This window comes from Paraburkholderia phytofirmans OLGA172 (genome assembly GCF_001634365.1).
GTDB lineage: Bacteria > Pseudomonadota > Gammaproteobacteria > Burkholderiales > Burkholderiaceae > Paraburkholderia.
Window position 1 is genome coordinate 4,577,956 of the sequence record NZ_CP014578.1, and the last position, 20,103, is coordinate 4,598,058.

Genomic DNA, 20,103 nt, shown 5'->3' on the forward strand with positions numbered 1-20,103 from the left:
GGACGGTAATCCACAGTGCGGCACGCAGCATGGCTGCCATTGTCGCGCCAATGATGCAGCGCATTCATCGGGATTTGCACTTAGTGGATCAAGACTGCCTGGGGCAGGCCTAAGGCGGGCGCGATGTGTCACACAGCGGACACAGGCGGCGCAGTGCTCGTCTGAACCGTAACGCTGCCGGCCACGCGTGCGCGACGGTCTTCACGGATCATGTCGCTGGCGCGCTCTGCGATCATCAGCGTCGGCGAATTGGTGTTGCCCGATGTGATGGACGGCATGATTGATGCGTCGACCACACGCAAACCGTCAACACCGATAACTCGTAGCCGGTTGTCGACCACCGCGCCGGGATCGTCGGTGGTGCCCATGCGACAGGTCCCGACCGGATGAAAGATCGTGGTACCGACCGCGCCCGCGGCCTGCTGAAGTTCTTCTTCGGTCTGGTACTGGACACCGGGCAGAATCTCTTGCGGCCGATAGGGCGCGAGCGCCGGTGCTGCGGCAATGCGGCGCGTGAGACGCAGCGCGTTGGCGGCGACGTGCCGGTCATAATCGGTGGACAGGTAGTTGGGCGCGATTAACGGCGGCGCCGAAGCATCGGCCGATTCGATGTGAATGCTGCCACGCGAGGTGGGTCGCAACTGGCACACCGACGCGGTAAAGGCATTAAAGCGATGCAGCGGTTCACCGAAGCGATCGAGCGAGAGCGGCTGCACGTGGTACTCGAGGTCGGGGCGCGTGAGCGAGCGGTCGTCCGGATCGGATTTGGCGAACGCGCCGAGTTGCGATGGCGACATCGACATGGGGCCGCTTTGGAACAGTGCGTATTGCATGCCGATCAACAGTTTGCCCCACCAATGGGCGGAGGCGGTATTGAGCGTGCGTACGCCGTCGACTTTATAGGCCATTCGCAATTGCAGGTGGTCCTGCAGATTTTCGCCGACTGCGCGCAGATCCTTCACAACCTCGATGCCGAGATTCTGCAGACGCGTGCCATTGCCGATACCGGAGAGTTCGAGCAATTGCGGAGAGTTGACCGCGCCGGAACTGAGGATCACTTCGCAACGGGCTTTGGCGAGATAGTCGGTGTTGTCGCCGCGATATTCGACACCGGTGCAGCGGCGTCCTTCGAATACGACGCGTTGTGTGTGCGCACCGGTGATGACGGTGAGATTCGGACGCTTGAGCGCGGGACGCAAGAATGCTTTCGATGCATTCCAACGGACCCCGCGTTTCTGATTGACGTCGAAGTAGCCGACGCCGGTGTTGTCACCACGATTGAAGTCGTCGGTGGCGGGTATGCCGGTTTGTTGCGCGGCTTGTGAAAACTCTTCGAGGATCTTCCATTTCAGGCGTTGCTTTTCGACGCGCCATGGGCCGCATGCTCCATGCGATTCGGACGCACCAGCGTGGTGGTCTTCGCTGCGTTTGAAGATGGGGAGGACGGCGTTCCATGACCAGGAGGCGTCGTTGGTGACGCGGGCCCATTCGTCGTAGTCCTCGCGCTGGCCGCGCATGTAGATCATGCCGTTGATTGATGAGCTGCCACCTAGTACTCTGCCTCTTGGGTATGAGAGGGAGCGGCCGTTCAGGCCGGGTTCCGATTGGGTTTTGTAGAGCCAGTCCGTGCGGGGATTGCCAATGCAGTAGAGGTAGCCTACCGGCACGTGGATCCAGTGATAGTCGTCTTTGCCGCCGGCTTCTAGCAGGAGGACTTGTACTTCTGGATCTTCCGATAGGCGGTTGGCCAGCACGCAACCTGCCGTGCCGGCGCCGACTATGATGTAGTCGAATTCGCCTTCCAGGCGGCGGGTCGTTGTTGGCGATTTTTCTGAGTTGTTCATTGTTTTGTCTCCTAAGCTTTATTGCCTGCGGTGTTGGCATTTTCTTTTTGGCTTGTCTGCCTGCCCGGCGCTTTTTTCTGCGCACTTGCGGCGTTGGCCTGGGCATACAGCCAAACAAGCGCCGAACAGGCAAATAGATCAACTAAATCCCACCGCCGCAAGCGCACAGAAAAAGGTGCCGCACAGGCAAAAACCCAATCCTATTTAGCCACCGGCATAGTGAACTCCGCCCCCTTGGCGATGCTATCCGGCCACCTCTGCATGATGCTCTTGTACCGCGTATAAAACCGCACCCCTTCTTCCCCATAGGCATGGTGATCCCCAAACAAAGACCTCTTCCACCCACCAAAAGAATGCCACGCCATCGGCACAGGAATCGGCACATTAATCCCCACCATCCCAATCTCAATCTGCCGCGAAAAAGCCCGAGCCACGCCGCCATCGGAGGTAAACAACGCCACCCCATTAGCAAACTCGTTAGCGTTAACAAGCTCAACAGCAGAAGCAAAATCCGGCACCCGCACAACACACAGCACCGGACCGAAAATCTCTTCACGGTAAATCTTCATATCGGTCGAGACATCATCGAACAAGGTTCCGCCGAGAAAAAACCCCTTCTCATGCCCGGCCACCTGATGGCCACGCCCATCGACAACCAGCTTCGCACCAGCCGCAATCCCAGCATCGATATAACCCGCCACTTTCTCGCGATGCGCCGCCGTCACCAACGGCCCCATCTCGGCTTCCGATTCCATGCCATTCAAAATTTTCAGGCTCTTCACCCGCGGCGTCAGTCGCTCGATCAATTCGTCAGCAATATGCCCCACCGCAACCGCCACCGAAATCGCCATGCACCGCTCGCCCGCGGAACCATACGCCGCACCGATCAACGCATCGACCGCCTGATCGAGATCCGCGTCCGGCATCACCACGAGGTGATTCTTCGCCCCGCCCAAAGCCTGCACGCGCTTGCCGTGCTTCGTGCCTTCCGTATAGATGTACTCCGCAATCGGCGTCGAACCGACAAACGACAACGCACTCACCTCGGGATGCACCAGCAGCGCATCCACCGCCACCTTGTCGCCATGCACAACGTTAAACACGCCATCCGGCAATCCCGCTTCCTTCAGCAGTTCGGCCAATCGATTCGAGGCGGAAGGATCACGCTCTGACGGCTTCAGCACGAACGTGTTGCCACATGCGATCGCCACCGGAAACATCCAGCACGGCACCATCATCGGGAAATTGAATGGCGTAATGCCGGCGACCACGCCCAGCGGCTGACGCAGATTCCAGTTGTCGATGCCGCCGCCGATCTGGTCGGTGAAGTCGGTCTTCAGCAGATTCGGAATGCCGCACGCAAACTCGACAATCTCGATGCCGCGCATCACCTCGCCCTTCGCATCCGAAAACACCTTGCCGTGCTCACGCGTGATCAGCTCCGCCAGTTCGTCATGGTGACGGTCGAGCAATTCCTTGAACTTGAACAGCACGCGCGCCCGCTTGATCGGCGCGGTTTCGCTCCAAGCAGGAAACGCGGCATTAGCGGCAGCAACCGCTGCGTCTACTTCAGCGACGCTCGCCAGCGGCACGCGTGCGCTCACGCTGCCAAGCGCAGGATTGAAGACGTCGCCAAAGCGGCCGCTCGTGCCGTCGATCGCCTTGCCGTTGATGAAATGGGTCAGCGCGCGTGCGCGCGTCTCGCTCCGGACGGTCTCGTTCTGATATGTCTCGCTCATCTTCTTGCCCTCTTCCTATGAATGCCTTCCACCCGTCGCAGCGGTGGGATGAACGCAAGCGTACGGCGCTTCGGGGCGACAAATCCAATGAGTAATGCTCAACTGCGCTATAAGCCGAGCTAATATCAGGATATGGATCTGACTCTGCTACGGGCGTTCGTCACCGTCGCGCGCGAGGGCAACCTCACGCGTGCCGCGGTGCAGCTTCACCTGACCCAACCTGCCGTCAGCCTGCAAATCAAGCATTTGCAGGAGACGCTCGGCGTGACGCTGTTCACGCGGACCTCGCACGGGCTTTCGCTGACGCGCGATGGCCAGGCCCTGCTGCCCCATGCCGAACGCGCGCTGGGCGCGGCGAGCGACGTGCAGCGCGCGGCGGCGGCGCTGCGCCACGAAGTGCGCGGCCGATTGCGGATCGGCACGATCCTCGATCCGGCTTTTCTGCGCCTCGGCGGCTTTCTCAAGCAACTGGTGGAAACCTGGCCGCATATCGAAACGGCCCTGCGCCACGGCATGTCGGGCTGGGTGCTGGAGCAGGTTCGCGCAGAGGAACTGGATGTGGGCTATTACATCGGCCTTCCATCCGATGACGATCCCCGCGACGGCGCCACCTTTCACGCCGTCACGCTCACGCACTTCCAGTACCGCGTGCTCGCGCCGGCGGGCTGGAAAGATCGCGTGAAGGGTGCGCGCGACTGGCGTTCGCTCGCCGCACTGCCGTGGATCTGGACGCCGCCCGCGTCCGCGCACAATCGATTGTTGTCGCGCTGCTTTGGCGAGGCCGGCGTCAAACCGGTTAAGGTGGCGGAAGTGGATCAGGAGCCGTCGATGCTCGATCTGGTCAAGTCAGGCGTCGGTCTGACGCTCGCGCGCGACGCCACCGCGATCGCCGAAGCCCATGCACACGCGTTGACCATCGTCGAAGGCGTCACGGTGCCGACCCAGCTCAGCTTTATCACGCTGGCGGAGCGCAAGGACGAACCGGCGATCGCTGCCGCGTTGAAGCTGATCGAGCGGCAATGGGCGACATGAGAGCGACATGAAAGCGGCATGAGAGCGGCATGAAGGCAGCATGAGAGCGGCATGAAGGCAGGCATGAGGGCAAAACGAGAGCGATATGAGTCACGCTCATGACATCCGTTCATCGTGCCGCTGGTCATGCCCGCTGGCGGTTCCGTGCAGTGCAGCCATGCGGATCGCCCTTGGCGGTCGTTAGCGCTGGTCACATTGACAGGCCATCCTCGTCGGCCCCGTCATCTGAAACTACGCTGTCACGCGCTTTTTGTTAGATTGAGGGTTCGCGCTCATGCGCCGGCCTACTTCGCTTTTGTTCCGTCTGACTTTGTCCTTCCCGGCAGCTTCGCCCCGGCAATACCGGAAGCCGCCGGCCACGCCATCCTTCGACAGGAGCCTGACATGGCACGCAACATTGAAATCAAAGCCCGCGCCCAGCATTTCGAGCAACTGCGCGAGCGAGCTGCAAAGCTTGCACCGGACGCACCGCTGATCTTCCGCCAGCAGGACTTTTTCTACGATGTGCCGCGTGGCCGCCTGAATCTGCGCCAGTTCGACGACGGCACGCCGGCCGAACTGATCTTCTATCAGCGCGACGACCGCGACGGCCCGAAGGCGTCGTATTACACGCGCAGCCCGGTGACCAACCCTGAAGCGATGCACGCGCTGCTCGCCACGGCGCTGACCACGCGTGGCATCGTCACGAAGGAACGTCACGTTTATCTGACGGGGCGTACGCGGATCCATCTGGACCGCGTCGATGGTCTCGGCGACTTCGTCGAGCTCGAAGTCGTGCTGGCTCAGGACGACGACGAAGAAGGCGGCCATGCCGAAGCACACGCGATGTTCCAAACCCTCGGCGTGCCGGAATCGGACCTGGTAGCGGTCGCCTATGTCGATTTGCTGAGCCCGGACAGCGAACCGAAGCAGGCTGCGTAAAACTTAAGCATCACGGGTCGCGGCGACATCAATCCTGGAACCGCGCCTCCCTTCGCCCCCCCAAACACCCGAAAGGCCGGGAAGCCGCTGTATCAAGCGGCGGCCGCCCCGGGCGACAGATGGCCGAGCGGCAACGGTCCGTTGCGCTTGAACGTGGTCAACACGATGTTGGACCGCACGCTGTCGACACCCGGTACCCGCATCAACTTCTTCATCACGAACGTCGACAGATAATTCAGATCGGGCGCGACGATGCGCAGCAGATAATCGGCGTCGCCGACCACCGCGTGACATTCCAGTACTTCCGGCAGCACCTCGATCTGTTGCTGGAATTGCTCGATGATCGAGTCGCCGTGATGCTTCAACTTCAGACTCGTAAAAGCCGTCACGCCGAGCCCGAGCTTTTCCGGACGCAGCACGACGCGATAGCCGTCCACCACACCCACCTGCTCCAGGCGCTGCAGGCGCCGCCCGATCTGCGACGGTGACAGCGGCACCTGCTCAGCCAATTGCTGATGCGTGGCCCGGCCGAAGCGCTGAAGAACGTCCAGCAGCGCGAGATCGAAGTGATCGAGTTCTAACATGATCGATATCCGCATTAAACCTGAATTAGATGCGCGATTATTGCATAGTAAGGCGCGACAACGCCATCATTGCGCCCATTCCGCAGACTCACCGCTCTACACTTGCATCACCGTTTCAACCCGCAGTCACCGTAGAGCGCGCAGCATCATGTCCCCAGCCAACACCGCCAAACTCCAAGAGCAATTCGAGGCCGGCCTCGAAACCCGCGCCGATTTCACCATCGACCAGCCGACCGAACGATACGGCGCAGTCGACCACGCTGTATGGCAACAGCTTTATGCGCGCCAGACCGCGCTGCTCAAGGGGCGTGTGTGCGATGAATTTCTGGCAGGCGTCGACCGTATCGGCATGCCGTCCGACCGCGTGCCCTCTTTCGACGAAATCAACGCCAGGCTGACGCCCGCGACGGGCTGGCAAATCGTCGCCGTGCCCGGACTCGTGCCAGACCAGGTGTTCTTCGAGCATCTGGCGAACCGCCGCTTTCCCGTGACATGGTGGATGCGCCGCCCCGACCAACTCGATTATCTGCAGGAACCGGACTGTTTTCACGATCTGTTCGGCCACGTGCCGCTGCTGATCAATCCGGTGTTCGCGGACTACATGCATGCGTACGGCCGCGCTGCGCTCGCCGCTAATGATGCCGGCGCCCTGCCGCTGCTCGCGCGGCTCTATTGGTACACAGTCGAGTTCGGCCTGATCCGCGACGCGGCGAGTCCGAACGGCGTGAAAATCTACGGCGCGGGCATCGTGTCGAGCAAAGGCGAGACGTTCTACAGCCAGCAAAGCGCAGCGCCGAACCGGCTCGGCTTCGACCTCGAACGTGTGATGCGCACGCGCTACCGCATCGACACGTTCCAGAAAACCTACTTCGTGATCGACGACTTCGCGCAATTGTTCGGCGTCGCGCAAACCGACTTCGCGCCATTGCTGGCCAAGCTGGCCGCGGAACCGGCGTTCGCGGCAGGCGACGTGCTCGAGCGCGATCACGTCATCACGCGCGGCACGCGGGAAGGCTGGCTGGCCGACGGCGATATCTGACAACACGAGCTGACCCGGCCGACAGCGGACCGCCTGCATCCGTGAAAAAATAGCGGATACGCACGCCGACCGGCGCGCCTGTTCAGATCGACGAGGTAGCACCATGATTCACAAACTGACTTCCGAAGAACGCGCCACGCAAGTTGCTGAACTGCACGGCTGGCAAGCCGTGGCGGGCCGCGACGCGATTCAGCGCCACTTCAAGTTCGCCGACTTCAACGAAGCATTCGGCTTCATGACACGCGTGGCGATCAAGGCACAGGAGATGGACCACCACCCGGAATGGTTCAACGTGTACAGCAAGGTGGAGATCACGCTGTCGACGCACGAGGCGAATGGTTTGACCGAGCGGGACATCAAATTGGCACGATTTATCGACAGTATTACCGAGTAATACAAGCGATCAAGGGCCTTGATGCACCCCGAATCGAACGATTTGAGGGGAATGAAAGGGCATTGCAGGCAACCCGGCGCCCAAACCTTCAGTTCTACAGGCTATTATTAAGGCGCACGTAAGAATCCCACGCAAGCCTCGCGATCCCGTCCAAACGATCCGGTGATAGCGTCTGCTGACGCTGTACAATCATCAGCGCATACGGCTTGGAGAGCGCGCTTGCCTCCTTGCATAGAACGAGTTCGTCGCCGCTCGAAGGTGAGCGGGCGCGCCAGAAGTTGATTGCGGCTTCCAGTTCGTGAATCGTTATCTCGGACATGACGTCGTGATCGCTCGATGGCTGCTTTGTGGCTGCTTTGTGGCTGCTTTGTGCTACTTCACGGCTGCTCGACAGCTGCTTCGTGGGAGCCTGGTGCCAGTTCGGCATGGCCGCGCGGCACGCTGCCTGTGCAGCAGGCGCCCCGGCGAACCGCTTGCCCAAACGCCTAAAACCATTGTACTTGAGCGAAATCCATGCGACTCCTTCTGATCGAAGATGACCGCCCCATCGCACGCGGCATCCAAAGTAGTCTCGAACAAGCCGGCTTCACCGTCGACATGGTCCATGACGGCATTTTCGCCGAACAGGCCCTCACCCAAAACCGCCACGAGCTGGTGATCCTCGATCTGGGCCTGCCCGGCATCGACGGCATGACGCTGCTCGCGCGCTTTCGTCAGAGCAATCGCCATACGCCGGTGATCATCCTCACCGCGCGCGACGAGTTGAACGACCGCGTGCAAGGCCTGAATTCCGGCGCGGACGACTACATGCTGAAGCCGTTCGAACCCACCGAACTCGAAGCGCGCATCCGCGCCGTGATGCGCCGCAGCGGCCCGCACGGCGACATGCCGCGTCCGGAAGTGTCGCTGGGCGGTGTGCGTCTGTCGGGCGTCGATCGTCGCATTTTCAACGACGACAAGCCGCTCGAACTGTCGCCGCGCGAATTCGCGGTACTCGAAATGCTGCTGCTGCGCCACGGCCGTGTGGTCAGCAAGGCTCAGCTGCAAGACCACCTGACACACTTCGGCGGCGATCTCGGCGATACCGCGATCGAAGTCTACGTGCACCGGGTGCGTAAAAAGCTCGAAAGCTGCCGCGTCGAAATCGTCACGGTGCGTGGCTTCGGTTACCTGTTGCAGGAAATCCGCCAGGCAGCATAATCGTCGCAAGGGCCGCACGCTGCATTGCGGCCTGACGGCGCCGGGCCGGCGCCGCGCATTCGGTGCGCAATTCGCCGGCTCCCAGCGAATTTTCACGGCGCCACGGCGCTTTACGCCGTTGCCCCTTTCCCGTGCGTTCGATCATGCCCCAGCCGGCCGCCAATAGTCTGCGCCGCACGCTGCTGCGGCGCCTCGCTGCTCCCCTTTCGCTGCTCGCGCTGATGAGCGGCCTGATCGCTTACTGGCTGGCATGGCAGTACACGCAGCACGTGGTCGACCGCTCGCTCGCCGATCTCGCCACGGCGATCTCCAAACAGATCCAGATAGCCGGCCCTGACGCCAAGGTGACGGTGCCGCCGCTCGCGCAGGCCATGTTCTCCGATCCGGTCGAACAGCTCGTCTATCGGATCAGCAACGGCGAAACCGAAATCGCCGGCGACCACAATCTGCCGCTGCAGGGCACCAGCGTGCGGCGCATGCATTACGCGTACGTCTTCGAAACGCAGCACGGCGGTGTGACGGTGCGCGTGGCGCAGGTGCGCGTCGACCAGCCCACCGGCAATCCAATCGTCGTCGAAGTGGGTCAGCCGGTGCATCACCGTTTTCGCATCGCCGCCGAGTTTCTGGTCGCGATCATGATGCCGCTGCTGTTGCTGCTGCTGGCGGGCTGGGTGATCGTGTGGCGTGTCGTCAATCAACAGCTCAATCCGCTCACCGACCTGGCGGACTCACTGAACCGGCAGACCCACACGTCGCTCGAACCGGTGGACGAAACCTTTGTACCAGTTGAAATCCGGCCGCTCACCGGCGCCCTGAACGCGCTGCTCGATCGTCTGAAAACCGCCCTCGACGGCCAGCGCAAATTTATCGCCGACGCCGCGCACCAGCTGCGCACGCCGCTCACTGCCGTCAAACTGCATGCGGAACAGGCCGCGGTCGCGCGTGACCCGCAGCAGACACTCGCCGCAGTCCGTGAACTGCGCGCGGCGGCCGACCGCGCCGTGCGGCTATCAAACCAGCTGCTTTCGCTTGCGCGCGCGGAGCCAGGCGAACAGGCGGCACGCTTCGTCAACGTGGATATGGCCGCACTCGCGTTCGACACGGGTGCGGAATGGGTGCCGCGCGCGTTGACCTTCCACGTCGACCTCGGCTTCCAGCGCCTCGACGATCCGGCCAACGATCACCCGCTGATGGCGCGCGGCAATCCGGTGCTGCTGCACGAAGTGATCGCCAATCTGCTGGATAACGCGCTCAAGTACGTGCCGCCTTCGCGCTTCGATGGCGGCCGCATCACCGTGACGGTGTCGCAAACGGTGATCGACGATCTGCGCATGGCCGAGATCATCGTCGAAGACAACGGGCCGGGCGTGCCGCTCACGCAGCAAGCCGATCTGTTCAAACGGTTCTTCCGCGGCGACGGTCAAAGCGACGCCGGTGTGGATAGCGGCGCCGGTCTCGGTCTCGCGATCGTTCACGACATCATGGTGCTGCATCACGGCAGCGTCCATTACGAAGATGCGCCGGAAGGCGGTGCGCGCTTTATCGTGCGTATTCCGCTTATACCAGTCAGCGTTCGGCACGACGTCGATCCCGAGACACGGCGTCCGGCAAAAAAATCGGCGCACTCGGCGCCGATCGATATGTGACTCTGCAGTGGGTCAATGCGCTGCCACGGGCTGCCTTGAGTTCAATTGCGTTCAACTCAGGGTCCAGCCAAGGCGGCCCGCTTCATTTCTTCTTCGCTTTTTTCGCAGACGTTTTCGCCTTCTTCACCGTCTTGTCGGACCTGGAAGCGCCCTTCGCGTTCTCCGGCGGCGCCAGCATCGTGCCGCGGCACTTGCGCGTGCCGCAACGGCATTCGTATTCCTTCTTGAGCTTCTTGGTCTGACGCGCGTCGATGACGAGGCCGTAGTCGTAAAAGATTTCCTCCCCCTCGGCGATGTCGCGCAGCGCATGTACGTAGACGTGACCGTCGATCTCTTCGGCTTCGCAGTTCGGCGCACATGAATGGTTGATCCAGCGCGCGCTGTTGCCGTCCACTTTGCCGTCGATCACCTTGCCGCTGTCGAGCGCGAAATAGAACGTGTGATTCGGTTCGTCCGGATTATGCGGATGACGGCGCAACGCTTCTTTCCAGGAGATTCGCTCACCCTTGTATTCGATCAGCCGCTCGCCCGCCGCAATCGGCTCGATGGCAAACACGCCTTTGCCGTGCACACCCGAACGGCGCACGGCGATCCTGCGTGAACTCATTGAATGAATCCTTGTGAAGAACTGGGGGTGAAGATCCGGCAGCCGGCAGAAACGCCCACGTCTAACGCGCTGCTTTTCCTGACGCGGATAGCAAACGCGGCGCCTTGCGAGCGCCGCGTCGACCTGCGACGCTCATGCGCCACATCCGGCATCCTACACGCTCAAGACGGCTTCGTTCAACCGTCAAAAAGACGTGTGCGCATGGGGCGCATGGGCAGGTTCACCGTTGTCCGAACGAAATCTCGCCAAACAGTGCCTTTTGGTCGCGCGGTTGCGAACGCCAGTACTGCGGCGGCGCTTCGACCGTTGCGCCGAGTTGCGCCGCGGCGTGCCACGGCCAACGCGGGTTGTACAGCAACGCGCGGGCCAGCGCGATCAGATCGGCATCCCCTTCTTCGATGATTTGTTCGGCATGGAGCGGATCCGTAACCAGGCCCACGCCGATGGTAGTGAGGCCGGTTGCCTGTTTGACGGCCCGTGCGAAAGGAATCTGGTAACCCGGCTCAAGCGGAATCCTCTGCAACGGCGAGACACCTCCGGACGACACGTCGATCCAGTCGCAGCCGCGCTTTTTCAACTCCTGCGCAAACGCAATCGTGTCCTCTAGCGTCCAGCCGCCTTCGACCCAGTCGGTCGCCGAGACCCGCACGCCAACCGGTTTGTCGGCGGGAAACGCAGCGCGCACGATATCGAAGATTTCGAGCGGGAAGCGCATACGGTTTTCCATCGAGCCGCCGTAGTCGTCGCTGCGTTGATTGGCGATCGGCGACAGAAACTGATGCAGCAGATAGCCGTGCGCCGCGTGCACTTCCAGCGCATCGACGCCGAGGCGCGCGGCGCGGCGCGCGGAAGCCGCGAACGCTTCGCGAATCCGGTTCAGTGCGGGTGTGTCGAGGGCGAGCGGCGGCTCTTCACCCGCTTTGTGCGGCAACGCCGACGGTGCATGCGGCAGCCAGCCGCCTTGCGAAACTGGAATCAGTTGACCGCCTTCCCAAGGCACACGACTCGACGCCTTGCGCCCTGCATGTGACAACTGCATGGCAACGCGAATCTGCGAATGCTTGCGGATCGAGGCCAGGACCGGCTCCAGTGCGGCTTCGGTGGCGTCGTCCCACAGTCCAAGATCGTTCGGCGTAATCCGGCCGTCCGGCTCGACGGAGGTCGCCTCGATGCACAACATGCCGGCGCCCGATAACGCGAGACTGCCGAGATGGATCATGTGCCACGCCGTAGCCTCGCCACGTTCGGCGGAATACTGGCACATCGGGGAGACGACGATACGATTGGGAAGCGTCACGCTACGCAGCGTGAGCGGAGAAAAAAGCGCGCTCATGGATTACGCCCACTAAAAACCAGGAGCGAACGAGCATAGCACTGCGGGTGATTGTCTGCAGGCACGCGCAGATCAGGGTTTCGGCTCGACCTGATCGAGCCACTCGCCGAACATCCGGCGCGCGGCGGCTTCCAGCGCCGGACCGAACTGCGCAGTCTCGGCCCGCAACTGACGTACATCGATACCGTGTCCGGCTATCTCACCGGCGTTGCCGATCAGCCAGGGTTCGAACCGGTCAGCGCGAATCTCCGGATGACATTGCAGACCCAGCACGTGGCCGCCCCAGGCGAACGCCTGGTTTTCGCAGGCGGGCGTCGAGGCGAGACGCGTGGCGTTGTCGGGCAGATCGAAGGTGTCGCCGTGCCAATGCAGCATCGACGTGTGCGCGCCATCCAGATGACGCACCGGCGAAGCACGGCCGGCATCGGTGAGCGTAAGCGGTGTCCAGCCGAGTTCGGTATGACCCGCGGGATAAACGCGCGCGCCGAGCGCACGGGCGATCAATTGCGCGCCGAGGCAGATGCCGAGCGTCGGCAAACCGGCGGCAATGCGCTTTTCGATCATGGAGAGCAACGGGACGAGCGTCGGGTAAAGGGCGTCGTCGGTTGCACTGATCGGGCCGCCGAGTACGACCATGAGCGACGCGGCAACAGGGTTGGGTGCTTCGATACGGGCAAAGCCGACATCGAGATAACGCACCGGCCGACTACGCTCGCCGAGCTCCAGTTCAAGACTGCCCAGATCTTCGAAGTGCACATGGCGAATGGCCAGAACTTCGTGATTCATCAGCCTGTCCCACCTTCAGGTTGACTAAAGACTTGCCGCTACGCGCGGCGCGAACCGGCCGGCGGACGGCAATCGCCGCCCGCCGGAACACGGCTTCGCAGTGTAGCGGATTGTCCGGGAAGAAGCCGCCTTATTGGGCGAAGATCTTCCAGGTCTTCTTTTGGGTAGCGATGTCGGCCGCTTCGTAGACCGAGCAATCGAGACGCAAATCCGTGTCCGACATGTTCATATTGAGCAGCGCGCAGTGATGCGGCGTCTTCTTCGGATTCTTGCTCGGCTCGAAGTGCGTGCAGCTCAGGCACATGCGGTGCGGCGGAATGGTGCCTTGCGCTTCCAGCTGGTGGATGGTCTTGAGCAGCGTGCGATAGAACAGCGTCTGCTCTTCGTCGCGCAGCGTGCCGACCGCTTTGGCCAGGAAGTCCGGCCATTGCGCAGCGCGTTTCGCGGCGGTGCGGCCACGCGCCGTCAGACGGACCGCGAGGGCGCGGCCGTCGTCGAGGGCACGGCGCTTTTCGACCAGGCCTTTGGTCTCGAGCGTGCTCACGGCATCGCTCGTGGTCGCGGCGGTCAACGCCGTTTCACGGGCAATTTCGCCGAGACGCATCGGGCCTTTACGCTGCATCAGCAAGACCAGGATTTCGCCCTGAGTCGGCGTAAGGCCTGCGCCCTCCGCCCATTCCCAAGCCTGGCTCCGCATGGCCGTGCTCAATCGCAATAGGCTGTGGGTCACTCGCCCAGCTGCCTTTTCTCCGTATACGCCTTCGCTCATAATCTTCGTTTGGTTTATTAAAGCTTGCGTGCAATGCCGGCAAACCGCCGCCGAACACGCCCGTAGCCTGTGTGGGGTAGCCTCGCCCAACAGCAGACGAGACGGTTTCTACTATCTCAAAAATTTACCGCCTTGCAAGCCAAAGCGGCGAAAACGACATTCTATGCGAGACCGGCCAATCGTACAGCTAAGTTATCCAACGTAAGCTGTGGATAACCACGGGAAAACACCGCGGATGGCGTGTGTGCCGATTCTTGATAAGTAGCCAGCCGCCTCAGCCCTTACCAAAGTTGTCCCCGTATACCGGCGCCTATGCGCCTCGGATCAGCCCACTTATAGTCTACATAGTGCTTTGACTTTTCAGGGAATTATTCAGTTGTCCACAGGCAGATGCAATGCTTGTTAACTACTACTACGTTTGTATACGAAAATTTTAGAAAAATCTGAAGGCCCCCGAGCTGGAAATTTATTTGCGAAAAAAACCCGCACGAAGCGGGTCTTCCTTACGGTTTAACGTAAACAATCCTGGATCCAGCTAGGCTCGCCACTGCAGACACTGCTGCCTTACAGCTTCGTGCAAGGACTTTTCCTGCTCGAAAACCCCGCGCAACCACGTCGCGTCATTGACCTGACCGCGCGCGATCGCCCCGATTTCGGCGAGCGCTTTGCCCGAACCCAATGCTTCGGCGTGCGGTGCAATCAGATCCAGCGTTTCGAGGATGTCTTCGGAAATCGTCTTGCGTTCGCTCGTTTGCGGATCGATGCAGTTGCCGGCCAGACCGAAGCGGCATGCCTCGAAGCGGTTGAAGGTATAGACGAGGTAATCGTCTTCCTTCGGCGTGATCGGCTTGTCGAGCAACAGATGCCGTGCAAGCGTCTGGATGTAGCAGGCAATCGCCGCGGCGCGATCCACTGAAAACGGCGTATCCATCACGCGCACTTCGATCGTGCCGAAACCGGGCTTCGGGCGGATGTCCCAGTAAAAATCCTTCATGCTGTTGACCACGCCCGTATGAACCATCTTCGAGAAGTATTCCTCAAAGCTATCCCACGTCAACACGAACGGCGCGCGGCCCGACAACGGAAACGCGAACACGGAATTCAGTCGTGCCGAATGAAAACCGGTGTCGACACCTTGTACGAACGGCGACGAAGCGGACAACGCGATGAAATGCGGAATGAAGCGCGACATGGAATGGAGCAGATACAGCGCGCTGTTCGGATCAGGACAGCCGATGTGCACGTGCTGGCCGAACACCGTAAATTGCTTGGCAAGGTAGCCGTACAACTCTGAAAGATACTGAAAGCGCGGCGTATCGACGATCTGCCTTTCACTCCATTGCTGGAATGCGTGCGTGCCGCCGCCGCACAAGCCGACGTTCAGATGATCAGCCGCGGAAACCAGCGTATCGCGGATCTTGCGCAAATCGGTAACGGCCTGTTCGTGCGTCGTGCAGATACCGGTCGACAACTCGATCATGCTTTCGGTGATTTCCGGCGTGATGTTGCCGGGGATTTTTTCATCCTTGATGAGGCGCATCAGATCCGAGCCGGCTTTGGTCAGATCATAGTCGTGCGTATTCACGATCTGCATTTCGAGTTCGACGCCGAAAGTGAACGGTTTCGAATCGATGAAGGGTTCGAGTGACATGGCGTCCCCAGAGTGAGGTCGGCTGGTGTGCGTCACATACCTGTGTCACACACCTGGCCGTTTTTGAAGCAAATAAGTCGGATAAAGCGCGCGAATCAAGCGCCTGAAGCATCGAAGAGCGGTGCTGCGTTTACTCTTCGCGCCGTTCGGCCACCAGCGCCAGGCTGCGATACACGAGCCACGGCCCGAGAATCTGCAGCACGAAAATCGAACACATCACGATCGCGCGCAGTTGCGGATCGAAATTCGGATAGAGGGTGTAGGTATCGTCGACAAGCAGGTACGCCAGCGCCGACATCGGCGATAGCGACAAACCGAGGGCCATGCCCTGCTTCCAGTTCAAGCCGCTCGGCTTGGCGAAGGCCATCACGCCCACCAGTTTCGCAGCCAGGCGCGCAACAATCAGGCCCAGCGCCGCGACCCCGCCAAGTGCGATGTCTTTCCATTCGAACGAGGTCAGCGTAAGCACGAACAGAATCACGGTCAATAACCAGCCGGCCGTACCGAAATGTTCGGGCCACAATTGCGGACGCGCTTCAAGATTCTTCACGATGATGCCCGCGGCCAGCAACGCAAGAATGGTGGAAAGCTTGAACACATGCGCCACCGCAATCGCCAGCAGCACGAGGCCGAACAACGCGACGAACGAATGCTCGTCCTGCATGTTCAGACGGCGATAAAAAAACGTGCAGGTGCGCGCGAGAAGATAGGCCAGCACCAGCGAGCCGGCCAGCAGATACAGCGGCTGCAGAATCGTGGCGTATACGTTGCCGTAAACCTCCTGATGCAACCAGCTCGAGACGAGTTTTTCGATCACCACCGCGTACATGCTGTTCAGTGCGGTAAGGGTCAACAACCGTTGGGTAACCTGACCTTCCGCGCGCAGCTCGGTTTTGAGCTGGATCACCATCGCCGGCGAAGTTGCCATGGCAATCGCGGCGAGCACCGTTGCCACCATCAGCGGCACCTTCAGAAACAACAAAACCGGCAAAACCAGCGCGAACGTGAGCGTGGCTTCGGCAACGCTCGACAGAATCAGCCAGGGATTGCGGCGAATCCAGCGCAGATCGAGCCGGCTGCCCAGTTCGAATAACAACAAACCGAGCGCCACATCGAGCAGCGGCCGCGCGGCGCTCGCGGAATCCGCATCGATCACGCCAAAACCGGCGGCCCCCGCGACCAGACCGATGACCGCATACCCGGAAATGCGCGGCAAGCGCCATGCGCGATAGCAAAGTTCACCGCACAGGCCCGCCGCGAGCAATGCGAGACCAGCCCAAAAAATGGCGTCGGGTGTGAGTGGCCACGCTGGAAAAAATGAAAACGCCGACTTCATCGTGATGGGTTCTCCTTGGCAGCAACGGCAGACGACACGAACCGGCGCAAACACCGGCGAGCGGGTGGGCGCATGAGGCGCTCACTGTTGCGATCGCTTCGCGTGACCCGCGTTGCGAGTTTTCAACGATCGGATGATCTGAACGCACCGAAGCCGCGGAGGGCGCGGCGCATTCTGGGGTGCGGCCGTTGCAGCCGGCCTGGCACGGTGAAAGAACGCCGTCGACTTTGAATCAGATTCTGATTGAGCGGCACCGTTCCATTGCTGCGTGTGCCGCCAGAGGCGGGGCACCACGCGGAAAAGAACGGCGATTGTGCCATAGCTTTTTCAGACTCGACCGAAAAGACAGGAACATGCAGGTAAAACGGTAAAACGTACGTTATCTTCGCAAGATGAGGAAAAAGCGACCGTTTTAAAAACGGGTCGGGCTCTCATAGGGTACAGATTCCACGTTGCAGATGTGTTCTTCGGGACACTGTCCGAGGTGTTTTTCTACCCATTGCCGATGGTTTGGGTCCGACGATCACGGTCGATCTCGAGATGGTTCTGCTGTTTACAGGTTTACTGTATGTATACGTAGTAACAGTTAACAAGGTGCCCTGTTTTCTGTGGATAACTCCCGTTTACCGAATCAATTCATCGGGTTGCCGCTCGCATAACAGGATGCACAGCGTGTGCGGCAACGGCGGGTATACAAGGGTAACTTTTGGCGGTTTTCGGCTGCAGCAAAGTTACCCCGTTTACGTCCACAACGGTTCCACATGAGTTGCGCCGGTAAACCGCGCGGTTATCCACACATTTCAGTGGATAACTTTTCTCGTCACTCGTCACCAATGTTCCGCGCGCGCGGTTAACTCGCTGTGCCATGGCGCAACGCGCGTAAGAGGAAGCGGGCAGGATCGATGTCTTCGGCCAACTCCCGTTCGAGCGGCCACGGCTCACCTTCGATTTGCGAGGCGATCAACTCGGCACCCAGCGCCGCCCATACCAGACCGCGCGACCCGTACGCGAATGCGCCGTACAAGCCGTCGACGCGCGGCAAATCGAGCGGCCATGCGCCACGCAGGCGCTGGGCATCGCGCGCCGATGCGGCTTCGTCGGCAAAGTTGCCGATCATCGGCATCCGGTCGCTCGTCACGCAGCGAAACGCGACGCGTCCCGCAAGCGCCGCCGCGCGTGCCGGAGCGACGATGCCGTCAAAGGCCGGCAGCATCTGCGCGACACGCTCGAGGTTTTCCAGATGGCCATCTGGTCGCAGCGAGGGATCAGGGTCGTCGAGTTCGTAGGTCGCGCCGGTCAGCGTGACGCCGTCGGCGAGTGGCACCGCGTAGCCAACGCCCATCACCGGCATCCCAAGCGGCGGTACGGTGCCTGGCGGCAGCAAAGTCAGCTGGCCGCGGATGCTGCGGGTCGGTGCATGCTGCAAACCGGCGATGCGCGCGGCCTCGTGTGCGCTTGCGACAATGACCACCGGCGCGCGCGCGATGGCCTGCCCTGCTGCGTCGAAGACGGTCCATTGATTGCCGGACCGCGCGAGGCGCGCCACGTCCACGCCGAAGCGGCGGTCGAGCAGCCCGCCTGCCGCCGCGCATTGCGCGGCACAAAGCGACGCCGGGTCGATCCAGCCGCCCTCCGGAAAGAGCCAGCCGCCGCGCGCGAGCGGCATGCCCGCAAGTCTTTGCGCTTCGCCAAGCGATACGGGCGTCACATAGTCCGAAGGGTAACCGAACGCCGCGATTGCTTCGCTCATCGAGCGCGCTTCTTCGTCGTCTGCGGCGATCTGCAACAGGCCGGGAGCGCCGCGCATTGGGCGGTGACCCAGCCGTTCGAGCGCTGCCCAGCGTCTGAGCGTGTAGAGAAAGCCTGCACGCGTGACACGCGAAGCGACGCTGTCGTCGCGCGAGATCATGGGATGGAACACGCCGGCCGGATTGCCCGAAGCGTCCTCGGCCACCGACGCGTGCCGTTCCAGCGATGTGACGCGCCAGCCACGCGAGGCCAGACGCTCGATCGTCGCGCAGCCGGCGAGCCCGGTGCCGATCACGATCGCATGCCGTTCGTCGACTTCAAGCGGTGCGGGCGGCTCATAGCGGCGTACGCGCCAGCGTGGCGCGAAATGGCCGACCAGCATCGCGCGTTTCCAGCCGAAGCCGTCAATTTTTTGGTACACAAAGCCGTTTTGCGTCAACGCACGTTTGATGTCGCCGGCGCTGCTGTAGGTCGCGAACGTAGCGCCCTCGCCGGCCAGCCGAGCCAGCGCTTTGAAGATCGCAGGTGTCCACATTTCGGGGTTCCTGGCCGGTGCGAAACCGTCGAGATAGAACGCATCGGCGCGCAGCCTCAATGCCGGCAAGCTGTCTACCGCGTCGGCGAACACGAGCGTCAGCGTGATCCGTCCGCCCTCGAATTCGAGCCGGTGCGTGCCGGGGACGAGCATCGGCCATTCGGCGGCCAGTGTTTCCGCCAGCGCGGCAATCTGCGGATCTGAAATCGTCGCCGCATAGACGCTGCGCAAATCGGCTTGAGTAAACGGATGCTTCTCGGTCGAGACGAAGTGCAGCCGCTCGCAACGCGCCGGATCGGCTCGCCAGGCGGCCCAGCTCATCAGAAAGTTGATACCCATGCCGAAACCGGTTTCGAGCACGGTGAAGACGCGGCGTCCCTGCCACCGCTCCGGCAGCCCGTTACCGCGGAGGAAGACGTATTCAGCCTGTTCGAGACCGCCGACGGCGCTGTGGTAAATGTCGTCGTAGAGCGGCGAAAAAGGCGTGCCGTTGTCGCGGAATGCGAGGACGGCGGGGATCAGCGGATCGGTCATGCGCGGCGGAAAATGACACTCGAAAGAGCGGGTCAGACGTTACCGCCAGCGCGCGCAGCTCGCCGGGCGGCGAAAAAGACGCGCATAACGTTGGCAAAAACCAACGCCAAGCCACGTCCATACTGGGTTTCAGCCTTCGATTGAGGTCCGCGAAGAGGAAAAAGAAGGGTTTCCCCTCGATATCGGCTCCGGAACCGCTTAATTCTTTGAAACCCTTATCCTGATTGGGTTTGCGCTGCGCTATCATAGCAAGCGCCGCGAAGGGCGCGGCAGCACGGCAGACGGGCAGTCAACTGCCCGGCGCTATTTGTCCGGAGGGGATCCGGAGCCGCCGCTGCTCGACGGCGCGGCCCGCGCACGTATAATCGGCGCGTTCGCGCTGTTCGTGTCAACCTAAACTCAGA

At 61.3% G+C, this 20,103-nt stretch carries 17 protein-coding genes; 6 read left to right on the forward strand and 11 right to left on the reverse strand.

Features of this window, described 5'->3' with window-relative positions:
- Positions 1-128: 128 nt before the first annotated feature.
- Entirely contained in the window at positions 129-1,844 is a 1,716-nt protein-coding gene (locus AYM40_RS20165; RefSeq protein WP_063497725.1) for a GMC family oxidoreductase, read from the reverse strand.
- Positions 1,845-2,044: 200 nt separating this feature from the next.
- The gene (locus AYM40_RS20170; protein WP_063497726.1) at positions 2,045-3,583 is read right to left on the reverse strand and encodes a CoA-acylating methylmalonate-semialdehyde dehydrogenase; all 1,539 of its coding nucleotides are present in this window, start codon (positions 3,581-3,583) and stop codon (positions 2,045-2,047) included.
- 132 nt (positions 3,584-3,715) lie between these two features.
- Between AYM40_RS20170 and AYM40_RS20175 the strand changes: the two genes are divergently transcribed.
- Both AYM40_RS20175 and AYM40_RS20180 read left to right on the forward strand, forming a co-directional pair.
- Complete coding sequence (locus tag AYM40_RS20175) at positions 3,716-4,615, forward strand: LysR family transcriptional regulator (protein ID WP_063497727.1); 900 nt, start codon at positions 3,716-3,718, stop codon at positions 4,613-4,615.
- Between the two features lie 384 nt (positions 4,616-4,999).
- Positions 5,000-5,536: a class IV adenylate cyclase gene (locus tag AYM40_RS20180; RefSeq protein WP_063497728.1), complete on the forward strand. Its 537-nt coding sequence runs from the start codon at positions 5,000-5,002 to the stop codon at positions 5,534-5,536.
- A gap of 92 nt (positions 5,537-5,628) precedes the next feature.
- On the opposite strand, the gene AYM40_RS20185 is transcribed toward AYM40_RS20180, so the two are convergent.
- Positions 5,629-6,120: an Lrp/AsnC family transcriptional regulator gene (locus tag AYM40_RS20185; protein ID WP_054042727.1), complete on the reverse strand. Its 492-nt coding sequence runs from the start codon at positions 6,118-6,120 to the stop codon at positions 5,629-5,631.
- Between the two features lie 148 nt (positions 6,121-6,268).
- On the opposite strand from AYM40_RS20185, the gene phhA reads away from it, so the two are divergent.
- Both phhA and AYM40_RS20195 read left to right on the forward strand, forming a co-directional pair.
- Positions 6,269-7,159 carry a phenylalanine 4-monooxygenase gene (gene phhA, locus AYM40_RS20190; RefSeq protein ID WP_063497729.1) on the forward strand — a complete coding sequence of 297 codons (891 nt, stop codon included), beginning with the start codon at positions 6,269-6,271 and terminating at the stop codon, positions 7,157-7,159.
- Positions 7,160-7,262: 103 nt separating this feature from the next.
- Entirely contained in the window at positions 7,263-7,553 is a 291-nt protein-coding gene (locus AYM40_RS20195) for a 4a-hydroxytetrahydrobiopterin dehydratase (protein WP_063497730.1), read from the forward strand.
- Positions 7,554-7,647: 94 nt separating this feature from the next.
- On the opposite strand, the gene AYM40_RS20200 is transcribed toward AYM40_RS20195, so the two are convergent.
- A complete protein-coding gene (locus AYM40_RS20200; RefSeq protein WP_063498128.1) occupies positions 7,648-7,872 on the reverse strand; it encodes a DUF3717 domain-containing protein in 225 nt (74 codons plus the stop codon).
- Between the two features lie 194 nt (positions 7,873-8,066).
- On the opposite strand from AYM40_RS20200, the gene AYM40_RS20205 reads away from it, so the two are divergent.
- Positions 8,067-8,753 (forward strand): response regulator transcription factor, encoded by a 687-nt coding sequence (locus AYM40_RS20205; protein ID WP_006050820.1) that lies wholly within the window; start codon positions 8,067-8,069, stop codon positions 8,751-8,753.
- 143 nt (positions 8,754-8,896) lie between these two features.
- Entirely contained in the window at positions 8,897-10,399 is a 1,503-nt protein-coding gene (locus tag AYM40_RS20210; protein ID WP_063498129.1) for a sensor histidine kinase, read from the forward strand.
- Positions 10,400-10,481: 82 nt separating this feature from the next.
- On the opposite strand, the gene AYM40_RS20215 is transcribed toward AYM40_RS20210, so the two are convergent.
- The 7 genes from AYM40_RS20215 to mnmC all read right to left on the reverse strand — a co-directional run bounded on the left by AYM40_RS20215 (position 10,482) and on the right by mnmC (position 19,699).
- Positions 10,482-11,006, reverse strand: coding sequence for an SET domain-containing protein (locus tag AYM40_RS20215; RefSeq protein WP_063497731.1), 525 nt, complete (start codon positions 11,004-11,006; stop codon positions 10,482-10,484).
- A gap of 220 nt (positions 11,007-11,226) precedes the next feature.
- On the reverse strand, positions 11,227-12,339 hold the full coding sequence (locus tag AYM40_RS20220) for an NADH:flavin oxidoreductase/NADH oxidase (RefSeq protein ID WP_063497732.1): 1,113 nt from the start codon (positions 12,337-12,339) through the stop codon (positions 11,227-11,229).
- Between the two features lie 72 nt (positions 12,340-12,411).
- Complete coding sequence (locus AYM40_RS20225) at positions 12,412-13,125, reverse strand: glutamine amidotransferase (RefSeq protein WP_063497733.1); 714 nt, start codon at positions 13,123-13,125, stop codon at positions 12,412-12,414.
- 130 nt (positions 13,126-13,255) lie between these two features.
- Entirely contained in the window at positions 13,256-13,894 is a 639-nt protein-coding gene (locus AYM40_RS20230; RefSeq protein WP_063497734.1) for a MarR family winged helix-turn-helix transcriptional regulator, read from the reverse strand.
- Positions 13,895-14,429: 535 nt separating this feature from the next.
- Positions 14,430-15,545: a YbdK family carboxylate-amine ligase gene (locus AYM40_RS20235; RefSeq protein WP_063497735.1), complete on the reverse strand. Its 1,116-nt coding sequence runs from the start codon at positions 15,543-15,545 to the stop codon at positions 14,430-14,432.
- A gap of 130 nt (positions 15,546-15,675) precedes the next feature.
- Positions 15,676-16,881: a cation:proton antiporter gene (locus AYM40_RS20240; RefSeq protein WP_063497736.1), complete on the reverse strand. Its 1,206-nt coding sequence runs from the start codon at positions 16,879-16,881 to the stop codon at positions 15,676-15,678.
- 850 nt (positions 16,882-17,731) lie between these two features.
- Positions 17,732-19,699 (reverse strand): bifunctional tRNA (5-methylaminomethyl-2-thiouridine)(34)-methyltransferase MnmD/FAD-dependent 5-carboxymethylaminomethyl-2-thiouridine(34) oxidoreductase MnmC, encoded by a 1,968-nt coding sequence (mnmC, locus tag AYM40_RS20245; protein WP_063497737.1) that lies wholly within the window; start codon positions 19,697-19,699, stop codon positions 17,732-17,734.
- Between the last annotated feature and the right edge of the window lie 404 nt (positions 19,700-20,103).